The organism is Bradyrhizobium sp. MI1.4 (assembly GCF_055811315.1).
On the sequence record NZ_JBVVPP010000037.1, the window covers coordinates 1 to 25,913 of the forward strand.

Here is a 25,913-nt window from a genome sequence, read left to right on the forward strand (position 1 = left end):
CGCTGCGCTCCATCCGGGCTACCGAAAATCCTACAGCGCCTCGCCCTTCAACAGCCGCGGTATCTCACCGGTCAAACCCGCGGCTTGGCGGATAAAAAGATTCTTCAGCGGCGGGGCGCGATCGACGAGGCCGAGGCCGATGTCGCGGACGGTGCGCAGCAAGGTGGACTGGTTGGAGAACAGGAAGTTCAGCGAGTTGGTGGCAACGCCCATGGCCATGGTGTCGAAGCGGCGCCAGCGCTGATAACGTTCGAGCACGTCGACGCCGCCGATATCCATGCCGAGCCGCGCGGCGTCGACCACGACCTCGGCCAGCGCGGCGACGTCCTTCAGCCCCATGTTGAGACCCTGGCCCGCGATTGGGTGGATGACGTGGGCGGAATCGCCGACCAGCGCGAGGCGCTGGGCAATGAAGGAGCGTGCGACGAAATAGGACAGCGGAAACGCGCGCGGCTTGTCGAGCGCCTTCACCTCGCCGAGATGCAGGCCGAAGCGCTGCTCGAGCTCGCCGTGAAATTCCTCATCGCTCAACGCAATGATACGCGCGGCTTCGCTGCGACGCTCGGTCCATACCAGCGAGGAGCGCTTGCCCGAAAGCGGCAGGATAGCAAACGGACCCGCCGGCAGAAAATGCTCTTCGGCGCGGCCTTCGTGATCGCGCTCATGGCCGACAGTGACGACGATGCCGGATTGATCATATTCCCAGCCGTGGGTGGCGATGCCGGCGCGCTCGCGCAGTTTCGACTTCGCACCGTCGGCCGCAACCAGGAGGCTCGCTGCAATCACGCTGCCATCACCGAGCGTCACGTCGATACCTTCGGCCCGCGCGTCGTAAGACGACACTGTGGTCGCGCGGAGATCGACGCCCTCGGCCTCGGCGCGCACCACCAGCGCATCAATGAGGCGGCGGTTCTCGACCATATGCGCGAAGGGCTCGCCCGGCGCGACGTCGCCGGCAAAGTTGAGGAACGCCGGACGGGTGGCGTCTTCCAGCTTGGAATCGGTGACGATCATGTCGAGGATCGGCTGCGCCTCGCCCCTTACGTCGTCCCAGGCGCCGATCGCCTCGAACAGGCGGCGGCAGGCGGCCACGATCGCGGTCGCGCGCGGGTCCCGGCTCGGACGTGTGGAGAGCGCGGGGTCGGCGACGATGACGGGGATCTCGGGGCCGAGCCCCTGGCGCAGCGCCAGGGCCAGCGCCAGGCCCGCAAACGCGCCGCCACCGATGACAATGCTACCCTGTACCGACATACCCAATTCCCGGCTAAATCCTGGCCTTGCTAGCAGACTTGAGGTGGGCGAAACAGTGCGGTGAAACAAGGGCGGACAGCCCCCATTGTGTCAATCCGGAGCAGCGAACCCCGGGGCGGCAAGGCGAAAGCTGAAATCCATGTCCAAGAGCCTGATCGACCTCATCTCGATCCTCGACCTCGAACAGCTCGAGGTGAATCTGTTCCGCGGCAACAGTCCGAAGACCAGCTGGCAACGGGTGTTCGGCGGCCAGGTGATCGGACAGGCGATGGTTGCAGCGTGCCGCACCGTCGAGGGCCGGCTGCCGCATTCGCTGCATTGCTATTTCATCCTGCCGGGCGATCCGCAGATCCCGATCATCTACCAGGTCGAGCGCCTGCGCGACGGCAAGAGCTACTCGACGCGACGCGTCACCGCGATCCAGCACGGCAACGCGATCTTCTCGATCATGGTGTCATTCCATGCGGAGGAAGAGAGCGCGTTCGATCACCAGGACAAGATGCCCGACGTGCCGCCGCCGGAAAAGCTGACGGCGGAGGAAGTCGCGAAGCAGCCGATGTTCAAGGAGATGCCGGAGTTCATCCGCCGCTATTATGAATCCGACCGTCCGATCGAGCTGCGCCCGGTCGAGCTCGGCCGTTATTTCGGTGAGAGGATCGAGGACGGCCGCATCCATGTCTGGATCAAGACCGCGGCAACGCTGCCGGACGATCCGGCGCTGCACATGTGCGCGCTGGCCTATGCGTCGGACTTCTCGCTGCTCGATGCGATTATGGCGCGCTACGGCCGCACCCTGTTCGACAAGCGCATGATGCCCGCGAGCCTCGACCACGCGATGTGGTTTCACCGCCCGTTCCGCGCCGACGAATGGCTGCTCTACGCACAGGATTCGCCGAGCGCGCGAAGCGGCCGCGGCTTGACCCGCGGCTCGATCTTCAAGCCCGACGGCACGCTGGTGGCCTCCGTCGCGCAGGAAGGCTCGGTGCGCGAACGGAGAGCCTAAGAGGCACAAGCACGATCGATCGCGCTTGTGCCTTTCGAGGTCAGGCCCGGAGCGATCCCCGCGGAGCCAGAACCGTCTCCGACGCGAACCAGTTCATGATCCAGCGATAGACCCACGGGATCGGGATGATGAAGCCGCACAGGAATGCGGCCACGATGCCCCGCCAGAGAATCCCGAGACCGCTGCCGTTGAACACGATCTCGCGCCGCGTGCCTTCGATGCTGCGGCAGAACCAGCGCATCTGAGCCGCGGCGACCCAGGCCCAGCCGATGATGGTGATGATGGAAATCGCGAACAGCAGGCTCCAGCCGACATAGGCCCAAACCGTGCCGGTGAAGCTCAGGCCGAGCGGCTGCCCATTGGAGGCGAGATTCGCGACCATCCATTTGATCAGGAGCCAGTACAGAACGAGCTGGGCGATGAACAGCAAATTGCTCAGCAAGGGAACGCCGATGTAGCCGATCACGACCGCCAGAACGATGAAGCCGAAATACCAGGGCACCAGCGTCATCGCATTGCCGGTGAAGCTGAGATTGGGCCGCCCGGGGACCTTCACGCAGGACACGATCCATTTCGTGTACCAGACGAACACCCACGGCACCGGGATGATGAAGCACATGCCGATCAGCATCACGATGCTGCGCCAGGTGAACTCGAGGATGCCGAAATCGACCGCCAGCGATCCTCCGGCGCCACCGCCGCCGTAGCCCCCGGAGCCCATCATCGGCGGGCCGCCAGCCGGCATCATCGGGGGCGCACCGCCCCCGCCGATCAGGCCGGGGATTTCGGCCGCCTTCTGCCAGCCGGCCATGCCCTCCGACCACACCAGCGTATCCGGACGCACGACTCCCTGGGCGACGAGGTCACGGAATTGCCCTTCCGGATAGGGCCCCTGCTGCTTGCCCTCGGATGCGTAGAACCAACTCGCCATGAAGCGTCCCCCTCGAACATAGTTTTGTACCGGCCGCGACGCTTGGGTTCATCGCATCCATGCCAAAAACGCATTGTGGAGGATGAACGGCTGCCCTGTACAGAGGCGGCCGTTCACATGGCCCAACGATTTTCCGCTTCAATCTGCAAGTTTTTTATGCCATTTGCCCGGAAAGATGCCAGATTGACGCTGCGCCGGGGACATACGGCGCGGCGCATCCCGGGGAATAGGCCTGACCATGAAACTCGTCGTCGCGATCATCAAACCCTTCAAGCTCGATGAGGTCCGTCAGGCCCTGACGGCGATCGGCGTCCACGGCATGACCGTGACCGAAGTGAAGGGCTATGGCCGCCAAAAGGGCCACACCGAGATCTATCGCGGCGCCGAATATGTCGTGAATTTCCTGCCGAAGCTGCGGATCGAGATCGCGGTTGCCTCCGATATCGCCGAGAAGGCCGTCGCGGTCATCACCGCGACCGCGCGCACCGGCCAGATCGGCGACGGCAAGATCTTCGTCACGCCGATCGATCACGCGACCCGCATTCGCACCGGCGAGACCGACAGCGACGCGCTCTAGATTTTTGCTTTGACGCGTTTTCTTTTCGCGAACCGGTAACCGCTTCGCTCGACAACGCTCTTCTTCGATCGCACCGGGCAACGGCGCCACGGCGTGCGACACAATCAATAGCTGGGGGAAACGACATGGCGGGATTGTTGCGCCGCGCGGCTGCTATCGCCGCGCCGATCGGGCTTGGGTCGATCATGGCTTCGCCGGCGCGTGCCGCGGGCTCCGAGATCAACACTGCCGACACCGCCTGGATGATCGTCGCCACCGCGCTGGTGCTGATGATGACGATCCCGGGGCTCGCGCTGTTCTATTCCGGCATGGTGCGCAAGAAGAACGTCCTCGCCACCATGGCGCAGAGCCTCGCCGCAGTGACGATCATCTCCATTCTCTGGGTCGCGTTCGGCTATTCGTTGTGCTTCGTCGGCGACGGCCCGTGGATCGGCACGCTCGACCGCTGGTTTCTCTCCGGTATGACCATGGACAGCGTCAACCCGGCGGCGAAGACGATCCCGGAAGCGCTGTTCATGCTGTACCAGATGACGTTTGCGATCATCACGGTGGCGCTGGTCGCGGGCGCGGTGGCCGACCGGATGCGGTTCTCCGCTTATCTCCTCTTTTCCGTGGCCTGGTTCATCTTCGTCTACATTCCACTGGCGCATTGGGTGTGGGGCGGCGGCTTCCTCGCCGGAATGGGCGTGCTGGATTTCGCCGGCGGCCTCGTGGTGCATCTGTCGGCCGGCACCGCCGGCCTCGTCGCGGCGAAGGTGATGGGACGCCGTCACGGCTACGGCACCGAAAATCTCTCGCCGTTCGATCTGTCGCTTGCGGTGATGGGCACCGGCCTGTTGTGGGTCGGCTGGTTCGGCTTCAACGGCGGCTCGGCGGGCGCAGCCAATTCGCGCGCGGTGCTGGCGATCATCGCGACCCATCTCGCAGCCTGCTCCGGCGCGCTGACCTGGGGCGCGATCGAATGGTCGACGCGGCGCAAGCCATCCGTGCTCGGCATGATCTCCGGCGCGGTGGCCGGCCTCGGCACCATCACGCCGGCCTCGGGATTCGTGGCGCCCTGGCACGGCATCGTCATCGGCGTGATCGCAGGCCTCGTCTGCTACTGGGCCTGCACCTGGCTGAAGCACCGCTTCGACTATGACGATTCGCTCGACGTGTTCGGCGTCCACGGCATCGGGGGGATGACCGGGACCCTGCTGGCCGGCGTGTTCGCAACGAGCGCGATCGGCGGCACCGCCGGCGTGCTCGAAGGCCATCCGCAGCAGCTTCTTATCCAGCTCTACGGGGTCGCCGTCACCTTCGTCTGGTCGGCAGGCATGAGCTTCGTCCTGCTCAAGCTGGTCGGTCTGTTCGTGCCGTTGCGGGTCTCCCGCGAGCACGAACTCGAGGGCCTGGATATTTCGCAGCACGGCGAGGCGCTGCAGTAATTGGGCTTGCGCAACACATAAGCGTATGCTTATGTGTTGCCATGATCGAAGCCGACATCTTCAAAGCGCTGGCCGACCCGACCCGCCGCAAGGTCTTTGAGAAGCTTGCCGGCGGAAGCCTGAATGCCAGCGCCTTGCGCGACGGATTGGAGATCAGCCAACCGGCGATGTCGCAGCATCTCGCGGTGCTGCGCGGCGCGGGCCTGGTGCGCGAACAGCGGCAGGGCCGCTTTGTGAATTACGAAGTCGATCCCGAAGGAATCTCCGCGATCGGGGCCTGGCTTGCGCGCTACCGCGCCTATTGGCCGAAACGCATGGATGCCCTCGCCGATCTCTTGAAGGAGATGGATCAATGAGCGACGCCGTGAAGCCTGATCCCTCCGACGCAGACTTGGCGCTCAAAACAGACCTGGTGCTCGAATATGAATTCGATGCGCCGCCGGCCAAGGTCTGGCGCGCGGTGACCATTCCGGCTTTGCGCGAGCGCTGGTTGCCGGATTGCGATCTTGCGGGCGCCGAGCCGGAATCAGCGATCCCGGGCCAGGAGGTGCGCTACCGGCTTCGCGATTCCGAACCGCCGTTTCGCGAAAGCCATGTCATCTTCCGGATCGAGCCGAACGAGGACGGCGGCACCCGCTTTCGCATCATCCAGCAAGCCTGCGAGATCCGTATGAAGCTGCCGCAGCCGGCCAACAGCAATGGCTGCCTGATGCGCGCGGCCGCCTGACACCAACACCACTTCATCACCCGCAGAAAATGGAGGTCGCCGATGCGCGACATGCTTCAGCTCGTCCCTATGGTCGTCGAACAATCCGCCCGCGGCGAGCGATCCTTCGACATCTATTCGCGCCTGTTGCGCGAGCGCATCATCTTCCTCAATGGCGAGGTCAATGATGCGATGTCCGGACTGGTCTGCGCGCAGCTCCTGTTTCTGGAGGCGGAGAATCCGAACAAGCCGATCAATCTCTACATCAATTCCTATGGCGGCGTGGTCACCAGCGGCCTTGCGATGTACGACACCATGCAATTCATCAAGGCGCCGGTGCATACGCTGTGCATGGGCACCGCGCGCTCGATGGGCTCGTTTCTGCTGATGGCCGGCGAGCCCGGTCACCGCGCCGCCCTGCCCAATGCGAGCCTTCACGTGCATCAGCCGCTCGGCGGCTTTCAGGGCCAGGCGTCCGACATCCTGATCCACGCCACCGAAATGCAGGAAACCAAGCGGCGCATCATCCGGCTCTATGCCCAGCATTGCGGGCGCCCCGAACCGGACGTGGAACGGACCTTGGACCGCGACCATTTCATGACCGCGCAGCAGGCGGTCGACTGGGGGCTGATCGACCGGGTCTTCGCGGAACGCAGCGCCGCCTGACGGTCTCTGCCGGGGACCCGTCCGGCAAGTCTCGCCCGCTCAAGCAGGTTGGCCGGTTGCGCGCATTCCGTGAGCACAAGTGCGAGGGGCCCGATATTTCGCGGCACGACAAGCCCCGCAATAGGCGTCCGCCTTACGGAAATACCTTTCTGCTGCCCTACGTGTGAGCACCAATGTGTCGACAGCCTGTCGTGCCTTTATTTTAATCAGGCATGGTCAGGTATTGAGCGCGGCGTAATGGCGCACTGCACCGCACTACGCGTCAAACGCGAAAACACCCGTTTTCATAGTCCGTTAGGCAACACGCCCGATCTGGCACGGCATTTGATTCTAAGGGTCCTGGCTGTGCCCGCGTAGTGAACTTTCTCCCTCGTGGCGAACCAGTCGAGAAGCGCCCGGCCACGTCCGGACCGGGCCCAAGCGGGGATAGGACCCATGAAAATTGTTATGGCGATTATTAAGCCATTCAAGCTGGAAGAAGTCCGTGACGCCCTGACCGCCATCGGCGTTCACGGTCTCACGGTGACGGAAGTCAAGGGATATGGCCGCCAGAAGGGCCATACGGAAATCTATCGCGGCGCCGAATATGCCGTGAGCTTCCTGCCCAAGATCAAGATCGAGGTCGCTGTCGCCTCCGACCAGGTCGACAAGACCATCGACGCCATCACGACCGCCGCGAAAACCGGACAGATCGGCGACGGCAAGATCTTCGTCATCAATCTCGACCATGCGGTTCGCATCCGCACCGGCGAGGCCGATGCTGCGGCCCTTTGATTTCGCGCTCAATCAAAATTCAATCAGGAGTAAATGAAATGACGTTTAAGCGTCCCTATGGCGCGGGATTGGCGGCTCTCGCAGTCGGCCTGTTCGCTGCGACCGCAGCCTACGCCGAGCCAACGGTCAACAAGGGAGACAACGCCTGGATGCTGACATCGACAGTGCTCGTGCTGTTGATGACGATCCCCGGCCTCGCGCTGTTCTACGGCGGCCTCGTCCGTTCCAAGAACATGCTCTCCGTCCTGATGCAGGTGTTCTACACCGTCTGCGTCGTCACCGTGATCTGGGCCGTGTACGGCTACAGCCTCACCTTCACCGGCGGTTCCGACTTCATCGGCGGCTTCTCCAAGGCCTTCATGATGGGCGTCACCACCGACTCGAAGGCCGCGACCTTCTCGGTCGACGCCAACATCTCGGAGCTCATCTATATGTGCTTCCAGATGACCTTCGCGGCGATCACGCCCGCCCTCATCGTCGGCGCCTTCGCCGAACGCATGAAGTTCGCGGCGCTCGCGCTCTTCGTCCCGCTCTGGGTCACGCTGATCTACTTCCCGATCGCGCACATGGTCTGGTACTGGCCCGGCCCGGACATGATCCAGGACGCAGCCAAGGCTCTGGCTGCTGCGGCTGATGGCGCGGCGAAGACCGCAGCGCAGGCCAAGCTCGATGAGATCAACGCCGACGCAGGCTGGATCTTCAAGAAGGGCGCGATCGACTTTGCGGGCGGCACCGTGGTGCACATCAACGCCGGCATCGCAGGCCTCGTCGGCGCCCTGCTGATCGGCAAGCGCGTCGGCTACGGCAAGGAGCTGATGGCTCCGCACTCGCTGACGATGTCGATGATCGGCGCCTCGCTGCTCTGGGTCGGCTGGTTCGGCTTCAACGCCGGCTCCAACCTCGAAGCCAACGGCGGCGCAGCCCTCGCCATGACCAACTCCTTCGTCGCCACCGCAGCCGCCGCGCTGTCGTGGATGTTCGCGGAGTGGATCATCAAGGGTCACCCGTCGGTGCTCGGCGTCATCTCCGGCGCTGTCGCGGGCCTCGTGGCCGTCACGCCTGCCGCCGGCTTCTCCGGCGTGATGGGTGCGATCGTCCTCGGCCTCGTGGTCGGCGTGGTCTGCCTGTTCTTCTGCACCGTCGTGAAGAACGCGCTCGGCTACGACGACTCCCTCGATGTGTTCGGCGTGCACTGCGTCGGCGGCATCATCGGCGCCCTCGGCACCGGCATCCTCGTCAATCCGGCGCTGGGTGGTGCGGGCATCATCGACTACACCGCGATCCCGCCGAAGGTTGCCGATTACGACTTCGCGGCGCAGATGATCTCCCAGGTCTGGGGCGTCGGCACCACGCTGGTGTGGTCGGGCATCGGTTCGGCGATTCTCTACAAGGTCGTCGATGTGATCGTTGGCCTCCGCGCCAATGTCGAGAGCGAGCGTGAAGGCCTCGACATCACCGAGCACACAGAGCGCGCCTACAACATGTAAGTCTCCTCCCGGGCGCGGCCTCCTCGGAGGTCGCGCTCACAACTACGGTTTGGGGCACATACCCGGCAATGTCCCGACCGTTGAGGGGCTCCAGCGCAAGTTGGAGCCCCTTTCTTTTGGTCCCGTGCCGCTGGGCCGTCATAAGTTAAATTGCATTGCTGCGAGCTTGCTGAATATCATGCTCCCCGTTTGGAGCAGGATTTCATGCGTCTGCCCTATTGCCTGGTCTGGTGTTTCCTGTTGCTCGCTTTGTCGAGCCTCGATGCCCGTGCGGACAAGCGCGTCGCGCTGGTGATTGGCAACGGCGCCTACCGAAACGTTCCCCCGCTCGCCAATCCGACCAACGATGCGGCCGATGTCGGCGCGGCCCTCAAGCGATCGGGGTTCGATCCTGTGGTCGCGACCGACCTCGACCAGTCCGCCATGCAGGACACCATTCTTCGCTTCGCGCGTGAGGCCCGCGGCGCCGATGTCGCCCTGTTCTATTACAGTGGGCACGCGCTCCAGTTCGCCGGCGTCAACTATCTGGTGCCTGTCGATGCCGTCGTTCGCGACGAGGTCGATCTGCGCCGTCTGGTGCGCGCCGACGAGATCCTGGCGGATCTGCAGCAGGCCAAGAACCTGCGCATCCTCGTGCTCGACGCCTGCCGCGACAATCCATTTGCCGACGAGTTGCGGCGAAACGTCGGACAGGGCCGTGGCGTCACCGTCTCACGCGGCCTTGCCAAGATGGAAAGTCCCGAGGGCACCATCATTTCCTACGCGACACAGGCCGGCCGGACCGCCGACGACGGCAGCGGCCGCAACAGCCCCTACACCAGCGCGTTCCTGGAGCACATCGGCGACAAGGGCAACGTCAACACGGTATTTCAGACGATCAGCGCCGGCGTCTACCAGCGCTCCAAAGGCTCGCAAGTACCGGAGCTGTCGCTGTCGTTCTTCGGCGAGTTCTACCTGAACGGCAAGCCCGAGACGGCGGCGTTGTCGCCTGCGACGCCTCAGCTCGATCCCTGCGCGGAGGCCGGAGACCATTGGCGTAGCGCGGAAGCGCTGGGAACGCTCGCGGCATTCAAGGATCACCTCGCACGCTTCCCGGCCTGCGCGTTCGCAGATCTGGCAAAATCGCGCGTCGAGACCTTGGCGAAACCATCAGACACCGCCAAGCGCGTAACCGCATTCGATGGAACCTGGATCGCGAAGGAGACTTGCGAGAACAAGCCCCCATTTCCCGAGGCCTATTTCCAGTATGCCCTGCGCGTCAAGGATGGCGTGCTGCACACTCTCTCCGGGGAAGAGGGCAAGCCCGGTGCCACAATCTATAACGGGAAGATCGAAGCGGATGGCAGCGCGACTGTCACCGTCAACGGGCTGATTGGCGAGAAGGATCCGCTGCGCCGCACAGCCGGCGCGCCCTATCAGTACAAGCTCGCACTCGAGCTGAAAGGAACCACCGGCGCCGGCGTCCGCACCGATACCAGCCGACCGTGTCGGATGGAGCTCTCCAAGCTGACGACACAGAGCCCCGCTGCAAGTCCGGGCCAACCTGATTCGAAGCGGGCGCCCAAGCGCGAGGACAAGACGGCCGTGCTGCCGCCAGATCAGGCCGGCGCAGGGCAACCGCGGCAGACCGGAAGCGGCATGAGCTGTTCGTTCATGCGAAGCAGGTGCGCCACGGCATGCGTCGGTATGGGTGGCCGCGCGGATTGCGCTTCAACCGCTTGTCCACGGCTGGAAGCCGAGTGCATGAGCAGCGGGTGCTGGCGCGGCCGGGGATTCAACGGCTGCGGACTTGCCAAGAGATAGATGCACGAACCGGCTGCAGGCGGTCTGTCTTGGTCCGTCCAGGCGAAAGAAAAAGATTGCCATTCCACACCGCCCGCGCAGAAATATCGACCACAAGAAACAACAATCGGGAGGTCGTCATGCGTTTGGAAGGCGGATGCTATTGCGGCGAAGTGCGCTATGTCGCCGAGGGCGACCCGATGATGCAGGCGCAGTGTCATTGCCGCGAATGCCAGTACATCTCGGGCGGCGCGCCCAACACCTTCATCGCGATGCCGGCGGCTGGCTTCAGCTACATCACCGGGCAACCCAAGCAATTCGCGCGCAAGGACCTCGAACGCGCCGTCACGCGCGAATTCTGCGCTCAATGCGGGACCCATCTGGTGACCAAGGTTCCCGGCCTGCCGGCGGCGATCCTGAAGGTCGGCACGCTGGACGAGCCTGCGCAGTTCCATCCACAGATGGCGATCTACACCTGCGACAAGCAGGACTTCCACGCGATCCCCGCGGGCATGGCGACATTCGAGAAGCTGCCGGGGCATTAGGGCGCCTATCCGCCAAAGCCGTCATAAGCCGTCATGCCCGGGCTTGTCCCGGGCATCCACGTTCTTGGACGCCGTCGGAAAGGCCGTGGGTGGCCGGGACAGGCCCGGCCATGATATCGCCAAGACGTCCACCCCCTCGCAATGGCATGACCAGCTCCGAGAGCCGCCCGTGGCGTCATTATTCCTGCTCTGGACCGAGGCGGCGACCGATGGTTAATCGCGTCTTAACCTCGCCCTATCTATGGTGAACTGAACCGCTTCCCGCCGGCGCCGTGCTGCGACCGGCTGTTCCAAGAGTGCTGGCGTCCAGAATGGCTATGACCGCTTCATCCCGTGCGCCGCAGGACAGTGGAAGCTCCGATAGCGAACGCTCTCCCTTCGTCCGGCTGAACGAGCTGCTGGCACCGCATCAGCCCGGCAAGCCTTTGATTTCGCTTGCCGTCGGCGAGCCGCAGCATCCGGTGCCTGATTTCGTCGGCCCGGTACTGGCCAAGCACATCGCCGATTTCGGCCGTTACCCCGCGAACAAGGGCACCGACCCGTTCCGCATGGCCGCGGGCGCCTGGCTGTCGTCGCGTTTCAAGCTGCCGCGACCGCTCAATCCCGAGAGCGAGATTCTCGTCCTCAATGGCAGCCGCGAGGGGCTGTTCCTCGCCGCCATCGCGGCTGCGCGCTATGTCGGCCCGCGTCCCGGCAAGCCCGCGATCCTGATGCCGAACCCGTTCTATCCGGTCTATGGCGCCGGCGCCCGCGCCGCTGCTTGCGAGCCGGTCTACCTGCCGACCACCGCCGAGAACGGCTTCCTGCCCGATCTCGACGCCATCGACGAGGCGACGCTGGCGCGCACGGTGGCGTTCTATCTGGCCTCGCCCGCCAACCCGCAGGGATCGGTGGCCTCGCGCGATTATTTCATTCGCCTGAAGCAGCTCGCCGACCGCTACGGCTTCGTGATCCTCAGCGACGAGTGCTATTCGGAGATCTACACCCGCGAAGCGCCCGGCAGCGCGCTCGAATGCGCTGGCCCTGATTTCACCCGCGTGGTCGCGTTCCAGTCGCTGTCCAAGCGCTCGAACCTGCCGGGCCTGCGCGTCGGCTTCGCCGCCGGCGACAAAAAACTCATCGGCATGTTCCTCGAATTGCGCAACATCGCGGCGCCGCAGGTGCCGGTCCCGTTGCAGCATGTCGCGACCGTTGCTTACGGCGACGAGGCGCATGTCGAGGAGAACCGCAGGCTCTACCGCATCAAGTTCGATCTCGCCGACCAGATCATCGGCAATCGTTACGGCTATCGCCGGCCCGATGCCGGCTTCTGCGTCTGGCTCAACACGTCCGAAATCGGCGACGATGTGTCTGTGTGCCTGAAACTCTTCAAGGAAGCAGGCGTGCGCGTGGTGCCCGGCAGCTATCTGGCGCGGCTCCAGCCCGACGGCTTCAATCCCGGCGCAGGCTACATTCGCCTTGCGCTGGTGCAGGATGGCGAGACCACGGCGCAGGCGCTGCACCGCCTGGTCGAGACTCTGGGTTAGGCGGGGCCCATGAGCATGTCGACAATCGAACGTGTCGTTCCCTTGGTCAGCCATCTGCCGCCCTCGATCCGCGAGGGGCTGGCGCGGCGCGTGCGCGAGCTCAGCGGTCTCGGCCTGATCGCATTGTCGGGCGTCGCCTCGGCGGCGCTGATGACCTGGTCAGTGCAGGATCCCAGCCTCAGCCACGCAACGTCGCGGCCGATCCGCAATATTCTCGGCTATGCCGGCGCGATCGGCGCCGACCTTGCGATGCAGATCCTCGGGCTCGGCGCGATCATGCTGGTCCTGACCGTCGCGGTCTGGGGCTGGCGCATGCTGACCCATCGCCCGTTCGACCGCGAGGCGCTGCGGCTCGGCTGCTGGATTCTCTGCACGGTGATCGCGGCGGGCTTCGTCAGCTGCTGGCCACATGGCGGCGCCTGGCCGCTGCCGACAGGCCTCGGCGGCGTGGTCGGCGATGCCCTGGTTCGCGCGCCCGCGGTGATCTTCGGACCGCCGGGCATGATCTATCGCATCGTGCTCGGCACGATCCTGTTCGCCGCGATGGCGGCGACCTTCCTGATCGCCTGCGGCCTCGGCGCACGCGAGCATGACGACGAACTCGCTGAGATCGAGGACGATGACAAGCCGCTCGACCTGGACGAGGAGAGCGATCGCGGTTCGGTATCGCTGGGCTGGCTGTTCCACGCCTTGATGAGCACGAAGGCACGGCTGATCTGGTTGCTTGGCGCGGCCTACCGCTCGCTGGTCTCGAGCGGACCGAAGACCAAGGCCGTTGCCTTCAGCCGTCAGGAGCCGAAGCTCGGTGGCGGCCGCGCCGCGCCGCCGATCTCGCCGCAGTCCGAAGACGAGCACGACGAGGACGAGCACGAAGAAGACCACGAGGAGGAAGAGGAGGAGGAGCCCGCCGCGCGCGCGCCGCGCAAGAAGGCTGCTCCAAAGGCTGCTTCCAAGAAATCTTCCGACAAGTTCGAGCTTCCGTCCGTGTCGGTGCTGGCCGCGCCCAAGGCCGGCGATCGCCAGCCGCTCAGCAAGGCCGAGCTGGAAACCAATTCGCGCGCGCTCGAAGGCGTGCTGCAGGATTTCGGCGTTCGCGGCGAGATCGTGAAGGCCCATCCGGGTCCCGTGGTCACGCTGTACGAGCTGGAGCCGGCGCCGGGGATCAAATCGTCGCGCGTGATCGGACTTTCCGACGACATCGCCCGTTCGATGAGCGCGCTGTCGGCGCGCGTCGCCGTCGTGCCGGGCCGCAACGCCATCGGCATCGAGCTGCCGAACGCGCATCGCGAAAAGGTCTATCTGCGCGAGCTGCTGGTCGCCAAGGAGACTGTCGATTCGGTTGCGAAACTGCCGCTCTGCCTCGGCAAGACCATCGGCGGTGATCCCGTCATCATCGACCTCGCACGCACGCCGCACATGCTGATCGCCGGTACCACCGGCTCCGGCAAGTCGGTCGCCATCAACACCATGATCCTCAGCTTGGTCTATCGGCTGCGCCCGGACCAGTGCCGCCTGATCATGGTCGATCCGAAGATGCTCGAACTCTCCGTCTATGACGGCATTCCCCATCTGCTCACGCCCGTCGTGACCGACCCGAAGAAGGCGGTGGTCGCGCTGAAATGGGCCGTGCGCGAGATGGAAGAGCGCTACAAGAACATGGCCAAGCTCGGTGTGCGCAACATCGACGGTTACAACACGCGCTTGCTCGAATTGAAGGCCAAGGGCGAAGAGCCGACGCGCACGGTGCACACCGGCTTCGACAAGGAAACCGGCAAGGCGATCTACGAGGAAGAGAAGCTCTCGCTCGACCCGCTGCCCTACATCGTCATCATCGTCGACGAAATGGCCGACCTGATGATGGTTGCCGGCAAGGACATCGAAGGCGCGGTGCAGCGCCTCGCGCAGATGGCGCGCGCCGCCGGCCTGCACGTGATCCTCGCAACGCAGCGTCCATCGGTCGACGTCATCACCGGTACCATCAAGGCGAACTTCCCAACCCGCATCGCCTTCCAGGTGACGTCCAAGATCGACAGCCGCACGATTCTCGGCGAGATGGGTGCCGAGCAGCTGCTCGGCCAGGGCGACATGCTCTACATGGCCGGGGGCGGTCGCATCAGCCGCGTGCACGGACCTTTCGCGTCGGACGAGGAAGTCGAGAAGGTGGTGCGCCACCTCAAGACGCAGGGACAGCCGGAATATCTCGAAGCCGTCACGGCCGAAGAACCCAGCGAAGACGAGGACGGCGCGGTGTTCGACGCGTCCGCCATGGGCGCGGATGGCGGCGGCGATTTGTTCTCGCAGGCTGTTGCGATCGTCAAACGCGACCGTAAGGCCTCTACCAGCTATATCCAGCGCCGCCTGCAGATCGGCTATAACCGCGCCGCATCGCTGATGGAGCGCATGGAACTGGAGGGCATCGTCGGACCCGCCAACCACGCCGGCAAGCGCGAGATCCTGGTCGAGGAAGAAGACAGCCATATGTGAGGCGAGCCGCCTCAAACCATCATTCACGCAAAAACGTTATCTGCTTTTGGCCGAAATCACGCTAAAAGGGCGCCCAGCCACACAGGACGACGCGTTGATCAGACATCCGGACATTCGATTCGCTGCCATTGTCGCCGCGCGGAGCGCGCGCATGGCCGGCGTAATTCTCGTCACCGCCGCGATGGTGATCACGGCGTCGTTCGCGCAGACCGTTCCCGTGCCGAAGCCTGCACCGAAGGGCCGCGACGGCGGTCCGGCCGTTGGAGGGCCCGCGGTCACCGGCGCGACCCAGACGCCGCCCAATCCGGTGATTCCGGATCCACGCCGCAACGTGCCGAGCAGCATCTTCCAGACCTTCGATGCGAACCAGAAGGCCCAGGCCGCCAAGGTCAGCGCCTATTTGTCGTCATTGTCGACGCTGGTCGGGAATTTCGTCCAGGTCGGCCCCGACGGCAGCAAGACGCAAGGCGACTTCTACATCCAGAAGCCGGGCAAGGTGCGCTTCGAATATGACGCGCCGAGCCCGATCGACATCGTCGCCGACGGATCGTCGCTGGTGGTGCGCGACCGCAAGCTCGCGACGCAGGACGTCTATCCGCTGTCACAGACACCGCTGCGTTTCCTGCTGTCCGACCGCATCGACCTGATGAAGGACACCAACGTCGTCAACGTCTCGGCCGACGACGTCTTCGTCAGCGTCACCATCGAGGAGAAGCAGGCGCTGGTCGGCACCAGTCGCCTCTTGCTGATGTTCGGCGCCAAGGACGGCCAGTTGAAGCAGTGGACCGTCACCGACCCGCAGGGCTACGACACCACGATCGCGGTCTATAATCTGGATACGAGCAAGAAGCTCGATCCCGGCATGTTCAAGATCGATTTTACCAATTACGGCCCGTCGCCGGGCTGAGACTTACTCGCTGCTGCGATGATCGACATGCCCGGGCTTGTCCCGGGCATCCACGTTCTGGACCTACAATCTGGACCTACAAAAAGGCGTGGATGGCCGGGTCAAGCCCGGCCATGACGGATGGAGTTTGTTAGATCAATCTCATGCGTTTTTCCCTGACAACCTGGAACATCAATTCGGTTCGGCTGCGCATCGATCTGGTCGCAAAATTTCTCAAGAGCGCGCGGCCGGACGTGCTGTGTCTCCAGGAGACCAAGTGCATCGACGACGCTTTTCCGCTGAAGCGCTTCAAGCGGCTCGGCTACGAGCATGTCGCGTTGAACGGACAGAAGGGCTATCACGGCGTCGCCATCGTCTCGAAGATTCCGTTCGAGTCGAAGGACATCCGCACCTTCTGCGACAAGGTGGATTCACGCCACATCTCGGTGTCGTTTGGTGAGAGGGCCGGGATCGCGAAACCCCTGGTGGTGCATAATTTCTACGTGCCCGCCGGCGGCGACATTCCCGATCCCGCGCTGAACGAGAAATTCGATCACAAGCTCCGCTTCCTCGACGAGATGAAGGCGTGCGAGCCGTTGCATCCGCGCGGCGAGGATCGCCACATCCTGGTCGGCGATCTCAACGTCGCCCCGCATGAGAACGACGTCTGGTCGCACAAGCAGCTTCTGAAAGTGGTGTCGCACACGCCCATCGAAACCGAGAAGCTGCAAGCCGCGCTCGCCGCCGGTGAGTGGGTCGACGTCGCGCGCGAGCGCATTCCGATGTCGGAAAAGGTCTACACGTGGTGGAGCTACCGCTCCGCCGATTGGACTGTCGGCGACCGCGGCCGCAGGCTCGACCACATCTGGGTCTCGCGCGCGATGAAAGATGCGGTGAGTGATTTCAAGATTTTGCGCGATGCGCGGAGCTGGGAGCGTCCGTCGGATCATGTGCCGGTGACGGTGACGCTCGAGGTTTAATGTCGCTCTGGCGAAAGCCAGGCCCATTACCACCAATCTTCGTTGTTGCGCGAGGACATCGGCAATCGCACCAAGCCAGAAACATTTGGGATGACGGGTCCTGGCCTTCGCCAGGACGACATCACGACGTCAGCTTCGCACCCGCCATCAATATATCGCTGGCGATCTGGCTGGAGCGCACCGCGAATTCGTCGCGCAGGCGGACGGCGGCGGCGGGGTCGCTTTCGAGCACACGCTGAAACAGGCTGCGCGCGACGCGGATGACGGAGGCGTGCTCGATCGCGATCGCGCTCGACGGCCGCTTCATCGGCACGATCAGCGCGAGCTCGCCGATCAACGCACCGGGACTTGCGATCATCTCCGCACCGGCGCCGTCGTCGACCCGGAAGGCGCCGCGCTGGACCACGAAGCCGGCATCGGCATCGTCGCCGAGATTGAACAAGACGTCGCCGCGGACGAAGTCACGCTGCTCGGAGCCGATCGCCAGCATGCGCAACGAAGCGTCTCCCAACAGGCGCAGTGTCGGGACACGCTCGAGAAGCGCTACATCATCGTCGATTGACATTCAGGTCCGGGGCTCAAGGGCACGCAATCTAAAACGATTCGCACGCCCCTGAAGCGTATCACGGCACCAGCTTGTAGCCACCGGCTTCCGTGACCAGGATTTCCGGGTTCGCGGCGTCCTTCTCGATCTTCTGGCGAAGCCGGTAAATGTGGGTTTCCAGCGTGTGGGTGGTGACGCCGGAATTGTAGCCCCAGACCTCCTGGAGCAGGGTCTCGCGCGAGACCGGCATCTGGCCGGCCCGGTAGAGGAAGCGGAGGATGGCGGTTTCCTTCTCCGTCAGCCGGACCTTGCGCGCATTGGCGGCGGTCAGCATCTTGGAGCCGGGCCGGAAAGAGTAGGGGCCGACCGAGAACACTGCGTCCTCGCTGGCTTCGTGCTGCCGGAGCTGGGCGCGGATGCGCGCCAGCAGTACGGCGAAGCGGAAGGGTTTTGCGACATAGTCGTTGGCGCCGGATTCCAGCCCCAAAATCGTGTCGGAGTCGGTGTCATGCCCGGTGAGCATGATGATCGGAGCCTTGAACCCGCCCTTGCGTAAGGAACGGACCACTTCGCGGCCATCGGTGTCGGGCAGGCCAACATCCATCAGGACGAGATCGGGGGCATTGGCCTTCGCGGCGCTCGCGCCCTTGGCGCCGGTATCGACCGCGGAGGCTTCAAATTCTTCGTGCAGCGACAATTGCTCCACCAACGTATCGCGCAGATCGGTATCGTCATCCACGATCAGGATCTTGCGGGCATTGGCCATAGGGGGTCATCCTTTTGGGGTCCGGCGCGGCGCGCATCCATGCTGCACCCAGCCGAGAGGGAAGTTTAGGGGTCGCCGTTATTATTGTTGTTCGTCTTGAAGTAGTGGGCTGTTACCGATTCACAAGCCAGAACCACTCTAACCTAGAATAGCAGGCCGTTTTGATGAATGTCCTGTAATGAATTCGACATCGCACGTTCACATGAAAAATAAAGCTGCTTCAGCTAGTTACACCATGAACCGGAGCGCCGGGCCGCTCTCGGTGATCCGCGTTAAGCCTGCCGCCGGGAAGCCGCGCCGGGGCTGGCTGACCGCCGGAGCGCTGACGATTCCGGTGGCGCTCGGACGCGGCGGCATTCTGGCGAACAAGCGCGAGGGCGATGGCGGCACCCCGCGGGGCAGCTTCCGTCCGAGGCGATTGTGGTGGCGGGGCGACCGGCACAGCCGCCCGCAGACCTTCCTGCCGGCCCGGATCATCACCGGCGAGGACGCCTGGTGCGAGGATCCCAAGGACCGTCATTACAATCAGGGAATCCGCCTCGGCGAGGGGCAGGGCGGCGACCGGCTCAAGCGGGCCGACCATCTCTATGACTTCATCATCGAAATCGACCACAATACGAGGCCGCGGATCGCCGGCCGGGGCAGCGCGGTGTTCTTGCATCTGGCCCGCGACAATTTCGGCCCCACCGCAGGCTGCGTCTCGATGACCGAAGCGGCGATGCGACAATTGCTGCGGCGGCTTGGACCAAAAACAAAAATCATCATCGGATGAGGACACATGCTCGACAAGGATCAGATCGCCGCCGCTTCGCAGGTCCTGGTCAAACATTGGCGCGACGGCACCAAGCTTGACGCGCTGGAGCCAGAGTTGCGGCCTCAGAACCGCACCGAGGCTTACGCCGTGCAGGCTGCGCTCAGCGGGACTTTGTTCGGCTGGAAGATCGCGGCAACGAGCGAGTCCGGACAGAAGCACATCAATGTCGCGGGACCGTTGGCCGGTCGGATCATGAGCGACACCGTGATCGCCGATGGCGGCACCGCCTCGATGAAGGGCAACGCGATGCGCGTCGGCGAACCCGAGTTCGCTTTCGGCATGGGGCGCGATCTGCCGCCGCGCGCGGCGCCATATACTGTCGACGAGGTGCTCGCCGCCGTGGACAGCTTGCATCCCGCGATCGAGATTCCCGATTCGCGCTTTGCCGATTTCGCCAGCGCCGGCGAGGCGCAGCTCATCGCCGACAACGCCTGTGCGCATCTGTTCGTGCTGGGCGCAGCGACGAATGCGAACTGGCGTGCCATGGACCTCGTCGAACAGCGGCCGCAGATCACGCTGCGCGGCCAGCGCTATCTCGGCCACGGCAAGAACGTGCTCGGCGATCCCCGCATTGCCCTGGTCTGGCTGGCCAACGAACTGCGTGGCCTCGGCATCCCCTTGCGGGCAGGGGAGGTGGTGACCACGGGCACGTGCCATCCGCCGCTTCCGATCCAGGCGGGTGATCGGTTTGTCGCGGACTTTGGCGCGCTGGGGAAGGTGGCAGTGGGGTTTGAATAGGCCCCACATACACCACCGTCATTGCGAGCGCAGCGAAGCAATCCAGAATCTTTCCGCGGAGGGACTCTGGATTGCTTCGCTGTGCTCGCAATGACGAAATCGAGAGTTCGTATGGCGCTCTGCCGTCGCTAACGGCTCTCACCGGCGCCCGAAGATCGCACTGCCCACGCGCACATGGGTGGCGCCGAGCATGATCGCGGTCGCATAATCCGCGCTCATGCCCATCGAGAGCTTCTTCAATCCATTGCGCGCGGCGACCTTGGCGGTCAGCGCGAAATGCGCCGCCGGCGGCTCGTCTAGCGGCGGGATGCACATCAACCCCGAGATCGTCAGCCCGTAGGTGTCGCGGCAGCTCGCGATGAAAGCATCGGCCTCGCCGGGCGCGATGCCCGCCTTCTGCGGCTCCTCACCGATATTGATCTGCACGAACAATTCCGGGTGCTTGTTCTGGGATTCGATTTCCTTGGCTAACGCCTGGCAAATGCTCGGGCGATCGACCGAATGGATGGCATCGAACAGCGCGACTGCCTCTTTCGCCTTGTTGGATTGCAGCGGGCCGATCAGATGCAGCGCGATATCGGGGTAAACAGAAGTTAACGCGGGCCACTTGCCTTTGGCCTCCTGCACGCGATTCTCCCCGAATACGCGCTGTCCGGCATCGATGACCGGGGTAATTGCATCCGCGGCGAAAGTTTTCGACACCGCGATCAGCGTCACGGAGGCACGCTCGCGCCGCGCATCCTTGCAGGCGCGCGCGATTTCGGCTTCGACCGCGGCGAGCGCGTTTGGTGAATGGCCGGTTAGCGGCGCGGCGTTGGCTTCAGTCATGATGTCGCATCGGAGCTGGTTGTTGCGGAGCTAGTTCTAATTTTACCGAGTTCAAGAAAGAGTTTTTGAACCCCTCGCTTTACCTTAGCCGCGGGGTGGGCAGCGAAGATGTCAAACGTCAGTTTCAACCGCAAACGAGCGAAACTCAAGCAGGTTCTCGGAATCCGGGCGCGGCTTGCGTTGCTCGCGGTGATTCTGGTGACGCCTTTGATGTTCGAACGCATCCGATCGCTGGAAGACACGCGCACACGGCAGATCGCACAGGCCACAGCCGAATTCACCACCGTTGCAAGACACAGCGCCGATGCGCAGCGCGAGGTGATCTCGTCGGTCGAGACCATCCTGAAATCGGAAGCTTTCATCCGCGCCTCCGCCGGCGGCATCAGCAAGAGCTGTGACGTGCTGCGCGCGAGCCTGCCGTCGAATCTTCCCTGGATCCGCACGCTTCTGATCGCCGGCCAGGACGGGCGCATCCAGTGCGCCACCAACAACATGTATGTCGGCCTGGACCTCAGTGACCGCCCGTATTTCCAGCAGGCGCAGGAAACCGGCCGCTTCGTCCTGAGCGACTTCATCCTGTCGCGCCCGGTGCTGACACCGACCGTCATGGCGGTTTACCCGGTGTCCGCCTTCAGCGGCGTAGCGGATGCCGTCGTGCTCGCCACCGTCAACCTCGACTGGATGTCGAAGGTCATGAGCAATCTGGGGGGTCGCGCCGGCATCACGGCCGTGCTGGTCGACAGCACCGGCACCGTGCTGGCGGCACCGGCCGACCAGCATAGTGCGATCGGCCGTCCGCTCGACAACATGCCGCTGATGTCCGCGATCGCCGACAAGGCGCTGAGGTCTGACCAGGACGAAGGTTCACTCTCTTTCCTCGCTGCCGACGGCTCCCGCCGCGCGGTCAGCTATATCCGCATCGCCGGTACCAATGCCCGCCTGATCGCCAGCATCGACGAGGACAAGGTGTCCGCGGCCGTGAGCCGCGACATCCGCACCGCCTATCTCCAGCTCGCTTTCGTCGTGGTATTCGTGCTGCTCGGCGCGCTGATCGCAGCCGAGAAACTGGTGATCAAGCCGATCAGGATGCTCGCCGACATGGCCAAGCGTCTGGGCGAGGGTGATCTGTCGGCGCGTGCCGCGCGCAATCGCCTGCCGGCCGAGTTCGTGCCGCTCGCCCGCGCGTTCAACGCGATGGCCGCACAGCTTAGCCAGCGCGAACGCGAGCTGATGGCGAGCAATGACCGACTCACGGTGATGGCCTCGATCGACATGTTGTCGGGGCTTGCCAACCGCCGCGGCTTCCAGAGCCGCCTCGATTTCGAATGGATGCGCGCGCAGCAATATGGCAGCGACCTCGCGCTGTTGATGATCGACGTCGACCATTTCAAGCTGTTCAACGACACCTACGGCCATCTCGAAGGCGATTCTTGCCTGACCAGGCTCGGCGAATCGCTGTCCGGCATCGCCGCCGACACGATGGGCTTCGCGGCCCGCTACGGCGGCGAGGAATTCTGCCTGTTGCTGCCGAACACCGACGTGGCGCGCGCCGTCGAAATCGGCGAACAGGCGCGTGCGGCCGTGCTGAAGCTGGGCCTGCCGCACATCACCTCCGACCACATGATCGTCACCGTCTCGATCGGCGTTGCCGCGACCAAGCCCAACGAGAGCTTGCGTCCGGGCGATTTGATCGAAGCCGCCGACGCCGCGCTCTACGCCGCCAAGCACCGCGGTCGCAACAACGTCGTCGAGCATGGCATCACGGTGATCGACAACGGCGCGGCGGAAATGATGATGGCGGGCTGAGGGCTAACCCGCAGCCCGGACGCGATCGACCTCGCTCTCGGTGACCAGGCCCGGCGAGCCGAACAGGACTCTCCGTATTTTTGCGGAGCAGCCTTGCGGCGCCGCGCCGCCAGCGGCAACCCATTGACCCCCCGAGGACTTCTATGGCCTAGTCCGCCGTCTTTAGACGGCCAGATCCACGAAAACCCAACGATTCCATGACCTCCGAACGCTACAACGCCCGCGACGCCGAACCGCGCTGGCAAGCCGCCTGGGACCAACAGGCGATCTTCGTCTCCAAAAACGACGATCCGCGGCCGAAATACTATGTGCTGGAGATGTTCCCCTACCCGTCGGGGCGCATCCATATCGGCCATGTCCGCAATTACACGCTGGGCGACGTACTGGCCCGCTTCATGCGCGCCAAGGGTTTCAACGTGCTGCACCCGATGGGCTGGGACGCTTTCGGCCTGCCGGCCGAGAACGCCGCGATCGAGCGCAAGGTCGCACCGAAGGCCTGGACGTACGCCAACATTGCCGCGATGAAGAAGCAGCTCCGTTCGATCGGGCTGTCGCTGGACTGGAGCCGTGAGATCGCGACCTGCGATCCCTCCTATTACAAACACCAGCAGAAGATGTTTCTGGACTTCCTGCGCGAAGGCCTCGCCGAGCGCGAGAAGCGCAAGGTGAACTGGGACCCCGTCGACATGACCGTGCTCGCCAACGAGCAGGTGATCGACGGGAAGGGCTGGCGTTCGGGTGCCGTTGTCGAGCAACGGGAAATGAACCAGTGGGTCTTCAAGATCACGAAGTACTCGCAGGAGCTGCTGTCTGCACTGGATACGCTGGACCGCTGGCCCGACAAGGTGCGGCTGATGCAGCGCAACTGGATCGGCCGGTCCGAGGGCCTGCTGATCCGCTTCGCGCTCGACGCGGCGACGACGCCGGCCGGCGAGAGCGAGCTGAAGATTTTTACGACACGCCCCGACACGCTGTTCGGCGCGAAGTTCATGGCGATCTCGGCCGATCATCCGCTGGCGCAGGCAGCCGCGGCCAAAAATCCTGAGCTTGCCGAGTTCATCGGCGAGATCAAGCGGATGGGCACGGCGCAGGAGATCATCGACACCGCCGAGAAGCAGGGCTTTGACACCGGCATACGCGCGGTCCATCCGTTCGATCCGAGCTGGAAGCTGCCGGTCTATGTCGCCAACTTCGTGCTGATGGAATACGGCACCGGCGCCATCTTCGGCTGTCCCGCACACGACCAGCGCGACCTCGATTTCGTCAACAAGTACGCTCTCGGCAACACGCCGGTGGTGTGCCCCGAGGGCCAGGATCCGAAATCGTTCGTCATCACCGATACCGCCTATGACGGTGACGGCCGCATGATCAATTCGCGTTTCCTCGACGGCATGACCATCGATCAGGCCAAGGACGAGGTGGCGAAGCGTCTTGAGACCGAGCTGCGCGGCAACGCGCCGGTGGGCGAGCGCCAAGTGAACTTCCGTCTGCGCGACTGGGGCATTTCGCGCCAGCGCTATTGGGGCTGTCCGATCCCCGTCATCCATTGCCCGAAATGCGACGCCGTGCCGGTGCCGGATGCCGATCTGCCCGTCGAACTGCCGGACGATGCGACCTTCGACAAGCCGGGCAACGCGCTCGATCATCATCCGACCTGGAAGCACGTCACCTGTCCGCAATGCGGCGGCAAGGCTAGCCGCGAAACTGACACCATGGACACCTTCGTCGATTCGTCCTGGTACTTTGCGCGTTTCACCGATCCCTGGAACGAGAACGCGCCGACGACGCCAGAGGTCGCCAACCGGATGCTGCCGGTCGACCAGTATATCGGCGGCGTCGAGCACGCGATCCTGCATCTGCTCTACAGCCGCTTCTTCACCCGCGCGATGAAGGCGACCGGGCACATCGCCCTGGACGAGCCGTTCGCGGGCATGTTCACGCAGGGCATGGTAGTGCACGAGACCTACCAGAAGGCCGACGGCACCTACGTCCAGCCGGTCGAGGTGAAGGTCGAGACCGGCGCCAACGGCCGCCGCGCCACGCTGCTAACGTCAGGCGAAGACATCCAGATCGGCCCGATCGAGAAGATGTCGAAGTCGAAGAAGAACACGGTCGATCCCGACGACATCATCGAGACCTATGGCGCCGACGTCGCCCGCTGGTTCATGCTGTCGGACTCCCCGCCCGAGCGCGACGTGATCTGGAGCGACGAGCGCGTCCAGGGCGCCTCGCGCTTCGTGCAGCGGCTGTGGCGGCTGGTGAACGATTCTGTGGAACCCGGCAAGGGCGCGCCGACGGCCCGGCCGGCCAGCTTCGGCCCGGACGCCACCGCCTTGCGCAAGGCTGCCCATGGCGCGCTGGACAAGGTCACCACCGGTATCGAGCGACTGCACTTCAACGTCTGCCTCGCCCATATCCGCGAATTCACCAATGCGTTTGCGGAGATCTTGCAACGTCCCGGCCAGCCGGCTCCAGATTTGGCCTGGGCGATCCGGGAGGCCAGCCAGATCCTGGTCCAGCTGTTCTCCCCGATGATGCCGCATTTGGCCGAGGAGTGTTGGCAGGTTCTGGGCCATAGCGGGCTGGTTTCCGAGGCCAATTGGCCCCAAATCGAACGCGATTTGCTGGTTGAAGACAGTGTGACCCTGGTGGTCCAGGTCAACGGTAAGAAGCGGGGCGAGGTCACAGTTGCAACAGCGGCCGAGAATCCGGAAATCGAGGCTGCCGTTTTGGCCCTCGATGCGGTAAAACTGGCCTTGGATGGCAAACCCGTCCGCAAGGTGATTATCGTCCCCAAGAGGATCGTGAATGTTGTCGGCTAGGATCCGCATCGCAGCCCGCTTGCTGGCGGTTGCCGCACTGGCGGCCATGACGGCCGGCTGCTTCCACCCGATGTATGCCGAGCACACCGACGGCACCCCCGGTCTGCGCGAGAAGCTGATGGGGGTCGATCTGCCCCCGATCGCCAAAGCCAATGCCTCACGCGAGGCCCGGGTCGGCGTCGAGGTCCGCAACGCGCTGGCCTTCAAGCTCTATGGCACCGCCACCGGCATGCCGCCAACCCACCGCCTCGAGATCCGCTTCGCAAGCAGCAAGACGTCGCTGATCGTCGATCCCAACACCGGCCTGCCCAGCAGCGAAAACTACGGCCTCGACGCCCAGTACAATCTGATCGAGGTCGTCAGCGGCAAGTCGGTGATGACAGGCACCACGTTCTCCCGCGTGTCCTACGACATGCCCGGCTCCTATCAGCGTTTCAGCCGCAACCGCGCGGTACGTGATGCCGAGGATCGTGCCGCCAACGAGATCGCCGAGAACATCACGACTCGACTCGCCTCGTTCTTCACCGCGGGCACTTAATTCATCCCGTCACCCCGGTTCGCCCGGAATGA

At 64.0% G+C, this 25,913-nt stretch carries 24 protein-coding genes; 19 read left to right on the forward strand and 5 right to left on the reverse strand.

The features are described from left to right. Nucleotides 1–30 precede the first annotated feature (30 nt). Complete coding sequence (locus AC0L23_RS28630) at nucleotides 31–1,251, reverse strand: ubiquinone biosynthesis hydroxylase (protein WP_085359591.1); 1,221 nt, start codon at nucleotides 1,249–1,251, stop codon at nucleotides 31–33. Between the two features lie 139 nt (nucleotides 1,252–1,390). On the opposite strand from AC0L23_RS28630, the gene tesB reads away from it, so the two are divergent. Further along, nucleotides 1,391–2,254: an acyl-CoA thioesterase II gene (gene tesB / locus AC0L23_RS28635; protein ID WP_018459668.1), complete on the forward strand. Its 864-nt coding sequence runs from the start codon at nucleotides 1,391–1,393 to the stop codon at nucleotides 2,252–2,254. A gap of 40 nt (nucleotides 2,255–2,294) precedes the next feature. Here the strand turns inward: tesB and AC0L23_RS28640 are convergent, their stop codons facing one another. After that, a complete protein-coding gene (locus AC0L23_RS28640) occupies nucleotides 2,295–3,185 on the reverse strand; it encodes a DUF4339 domain-containing protein (RefSeq protein ID WP_085359589.1) in 891 nt (296 codons plus the stop codon). A 238-nt stretch (nucleotides 3,186–3,423) separates the two neighbouring features. On the opposite strand from AC0L23_RS28640, the gene AC0L23_RS28645 reads away from it, so the two are divergent. The 13 genes from AC0L23_RS28645 to xth all read left to right on the forward strand — a co-directional run bounded on the left by AC0L23_RS28645 (nucleotide 3,424) and on the right by xth (nucleotide 17,025). Beyond that, the gene (locus AC0L23_RS28645) at nucleotides 3,424–3,762 is read left to right on the forward strand and encodes a P-II family nitrogen regulator (RefSeq protein WP_007598647.1); all 339 of its coding nucleotides are present in this window, start codon (nucleotides 3,424–3,426) and stop codon (nucleotides 3,760–3,762) included. A 125-nt stretch (nucleotides 3,763–3,887) separates the two neighbouring features. Then, entirely contained in the window at nucleotides 3,888–5,189 is a 1,302-nt protein-coding gene (locus tag AC0L23_RS28650; RefSeq protein WP_085359587.1) for an ammonium transporter, read from the forward strand. A gap of 41 nt (nucleotides 5,190–5,230) precedes the next feature. Beyond that, nucleotides 5,231–5,545 (forward strand): ArsR/SmtB family transcription factor, encoded by a 315-nt coding sequence (locus AC0L23_RS28655; protein WP_018459665.1) that lies wholly within the window; start codon nucleotides 5,231–5,233, stop codon nucleotides 5,543–5,545. Beyond that, complete coding sequence (locus tag AC0L23_RS28660; protein WP_018459664.1) at nucleotides 5,542–5,916, forward strand: SRPBCC family protein; 375 nt, start codon at nucleotides 5,542–5,544, stop codon at nucleotides 5,914–5,916. Before AC0L23_RS28655 ends, AC0L23_RS28660 begins: the two co-directional genes overlap by 4 nt. A 42-nt stretch (nucleotides 5,917–5,958) precedes the next feature. After that, the gene (locus AC0L23_RS28665) at nucleotides 5,959–6,561 is read left to right on the forward strand and encodes an ATP-dependent Clp protease proteolytic subunit (protein ID WP_018459663.1); all 603 of its coding nucleotides are present in this window, start codon (nucleotides 5,959–5,961) and stop codon (nucleotides 6,559–6,561) included. Nucleotides 6,562–6,996: 435 nt separating this feature from the next. Then, nucleotides 6,997–7,335 (forward strand): P-II family nitrogen regulator, encoded by a 339-nt coding sequence (locus AC0L23_RS28670; RefSeq protein WP_007598642.1) that lies wholly within the window; start codon nucleotides 6,997–6,999, stop codon nucleotides 7,333–7,335. Nucleotides 7,336–7,373: 38 nt separating this feature from the next. After that, nucleotides 7,374–8,822, forward strand: a complete 1,449-nt coding sequence (locus AC0L23_RS28675; protein ID WP_018459661.1) for an ammonium transporter — start codon at nucleotides 7,374–7,376, stop codon at nucleotides 8,820–8,822. A gap of 204 nt (nucleotides 8,823–9,026) precedes the next feature. After that, nucleotides 9,027–10,625: a caspase family protein gene (locus tag AC0L23_RS28680; protein WP_085359666.1), complete on the forward strand. Its 1,599-nt coding sequence runs from the start codon at nucleotides 9,027–9,029 to the stop codon at nucleotides 10,623–10,625. Nucleotides 10,626–10,744: 119 nt separating this feature from the next. Beyond that, nucleotides 10,745–11,149, forward strand: coding sequence for a GFA family protein (locus tag AC0L23_RS28685; protein WP_018459659.1), 405 nt, complete (start codon nucleotides 10,745–10,747; stop codon nucleotides 11,147–11,149). 311 nt (nucleotides 11,150–11,460) lie between these two features. Next, a complete protein-coding gene (locus AC0L23_RS28690; RefSeq protein WP_162496342.1) occupies nucleotides 11,461–12,675 on the forward strand; it encodes an aminotransferase class I/II-fold pyridoxal phosphate-dependent enzyme in 1,215 nt (404 codons plus the stop codon). 9 nt (nucleotides 12,676–12,684) lie between these two features. Next, complete coding sequence (locus tag AC0L23_RS28695) at nucleotides 12,685–15,159, forward strand: DNA translocase FtsK (protein WP_085349228.1); 2,475 nt, start codon at nucleotides 12,685–12,687, stop codon at nucleotides 15,157–15,159. 151 nt (nucleotides 15,160–15,310) lie between these two features. Continuing rightward, nucleotides 15,311–16,066 carry an outer membrane lipoprotein carrier protein LolA gene (locus tag AC0L23_RS28700; protein ID WP_018459655.1) on the forward strand — a complete coding sequence of 252 codons (756 nt, stop codon included), beginning with the start codon at nucleotides 15,311–15,313 and terminating at the stop codon, nucleotides 16,064–16,066. A gap of 143 nt (nucleotides 16,067–16,209) precedes the next feature. After that, entirely contained in the window at nucleotides 16,210–17,025 is an 816-nt protein-coding gene (gene xth, locus AC0L23_RS28705; protein ID WP_085359585.1) for an exodeoxyribonuclease III, read from the forward strand. Between the two features lie 121 nt (nucleotides 17,026–17,146). Here the strand turns inward: xth and AC0L23_RS28710 are convergent, their stop codons facing one another. Further along, nucleotides 17,147–17,590, reverse strand: coding sequence for a cyclic nucleotide-binding domain-containing protein (locus AC0L23_RS28710; protein WP_007598631.1), 444 nt, complete (start codon nucleotides 17,588–17,590; stop codon nucleotides 17,147–17,149). A 58-nt stretch (nucleotides 17,591–17,648) separates the two neighbouring features. Further along, complete coding sequence (locus tag AC0L23_RS28715; protein ID WP_007598630.1) at nucleotides 17,649–18,335, reverse strand: response regulator transcription factor; 687 nt, start codon at nucleotides 18,333–18,335, stop codon at nucleotides 17,649–17,651. Between the two features lie 202 nt (nucleotides 18,336–18,537). Here AC0L23_RS28715 and AC0L23_RS28720 point away from each other — a divergent pair, with 202 nt between their 5' ends. Together AC0L23_RS28720 and AC0L23_RS28725 are read left to right on the forward strand one after the other, a co-directional pair. Beyond that, nucleotides 18,538–19,107, forward strand: coding sequence for a L,D-transpeptidase family protein (locus tag AC0L23_RS28720; protein WP_085384735.1), 570 nt, complete (start codon nucleotides 18,538–18,540; stop codon nucleotides 19,105–19,107). A 6-nt stretch (nucleotides 19,108–19,113) separates the two neighbouring features. Next, nucleotides 19,114–19,887 carry a 2-keto-4-pentenoate hydratase gene (locus AC0L23_RS28725; RefSeq protein WP_085359583.1) on the forward strand — a complete coding sequence of 258 codons (774 nt, stop codon included), beginning with the start codon at nucleotides 19,114–19,116 and terminating at the stop codon, nucleotides 19,885–19,887. A gap of 138 nt (nucleotides 19,888–20,025) precedes the next feature. Here AC0L23_RS28725 and AC0L23_RS28730 read toward each other — a convergent pair whose 3' ends face one another. Then, on the reverse strand, nucleotides 20,026–20,715 hold the full coding sequence (locus tag AC0L23_RS28730; RefSeq protein ID WP_085359581.1) for a YggS family pyridoxal phosphate-dependent enzyme: 690 nt from the start codon (nucleotides 20,713–20,715) through the stop codon (nucleotides 20,026–20,028). Nucleotides 20,716–20,823: 108 nt separating this feature from the next. Here AC0L23_RS28730 and AC0L23_RS28735 point away from each other — a divergent pair, with 108 nt between their 5' ends. From AC0L23_RS28735 to lptE, 3 genes are all read left to right on the forward strand, one after another. After that, nucleotides 20,824–22,521 carry a diguanylate cyclase domain-containing protein gene (locus AC0L23_RS28735; protein ID WP_085349233.1) on the forward strand — a complete coding sequence of 566 codons (1,698 nt, stop codon included), beginning with the start codon at nucleotides 20,824–20,826 and terminating at the stop codon, nucleotides 22,519–22,521. 197 nt (nucleotides 22,522–22,718) lie between these two features. Next, a complete protein-coding gene (gene leuS, locus AC0L23_RS28740) occupies nucleotides 22,719–25,343 on the forward strand; it encodes a leucine--tRNA ligase (RefSeq protein WP_085359579.1) in 2,625 nt (874 codons plus the stop codon). Then, on the forward strand, nucleotides 25,330–25,881 hold the full coding sequence (gene lptE / locus AC0L23_RS28745) for an LPS assembly lipoprotein LptE (protein WP_085349235.1): 552 nt from the start codon (nucleotides 25,330–25,332) through the stop codon (nucleotides 25,879–25,881). Before leuS ends, lptE begins: the two co-directional genes overlap by 14 nt. The last annotated feature ends 32 nt before the right edge of the window (nucleotides 25,882–25,913 follow it).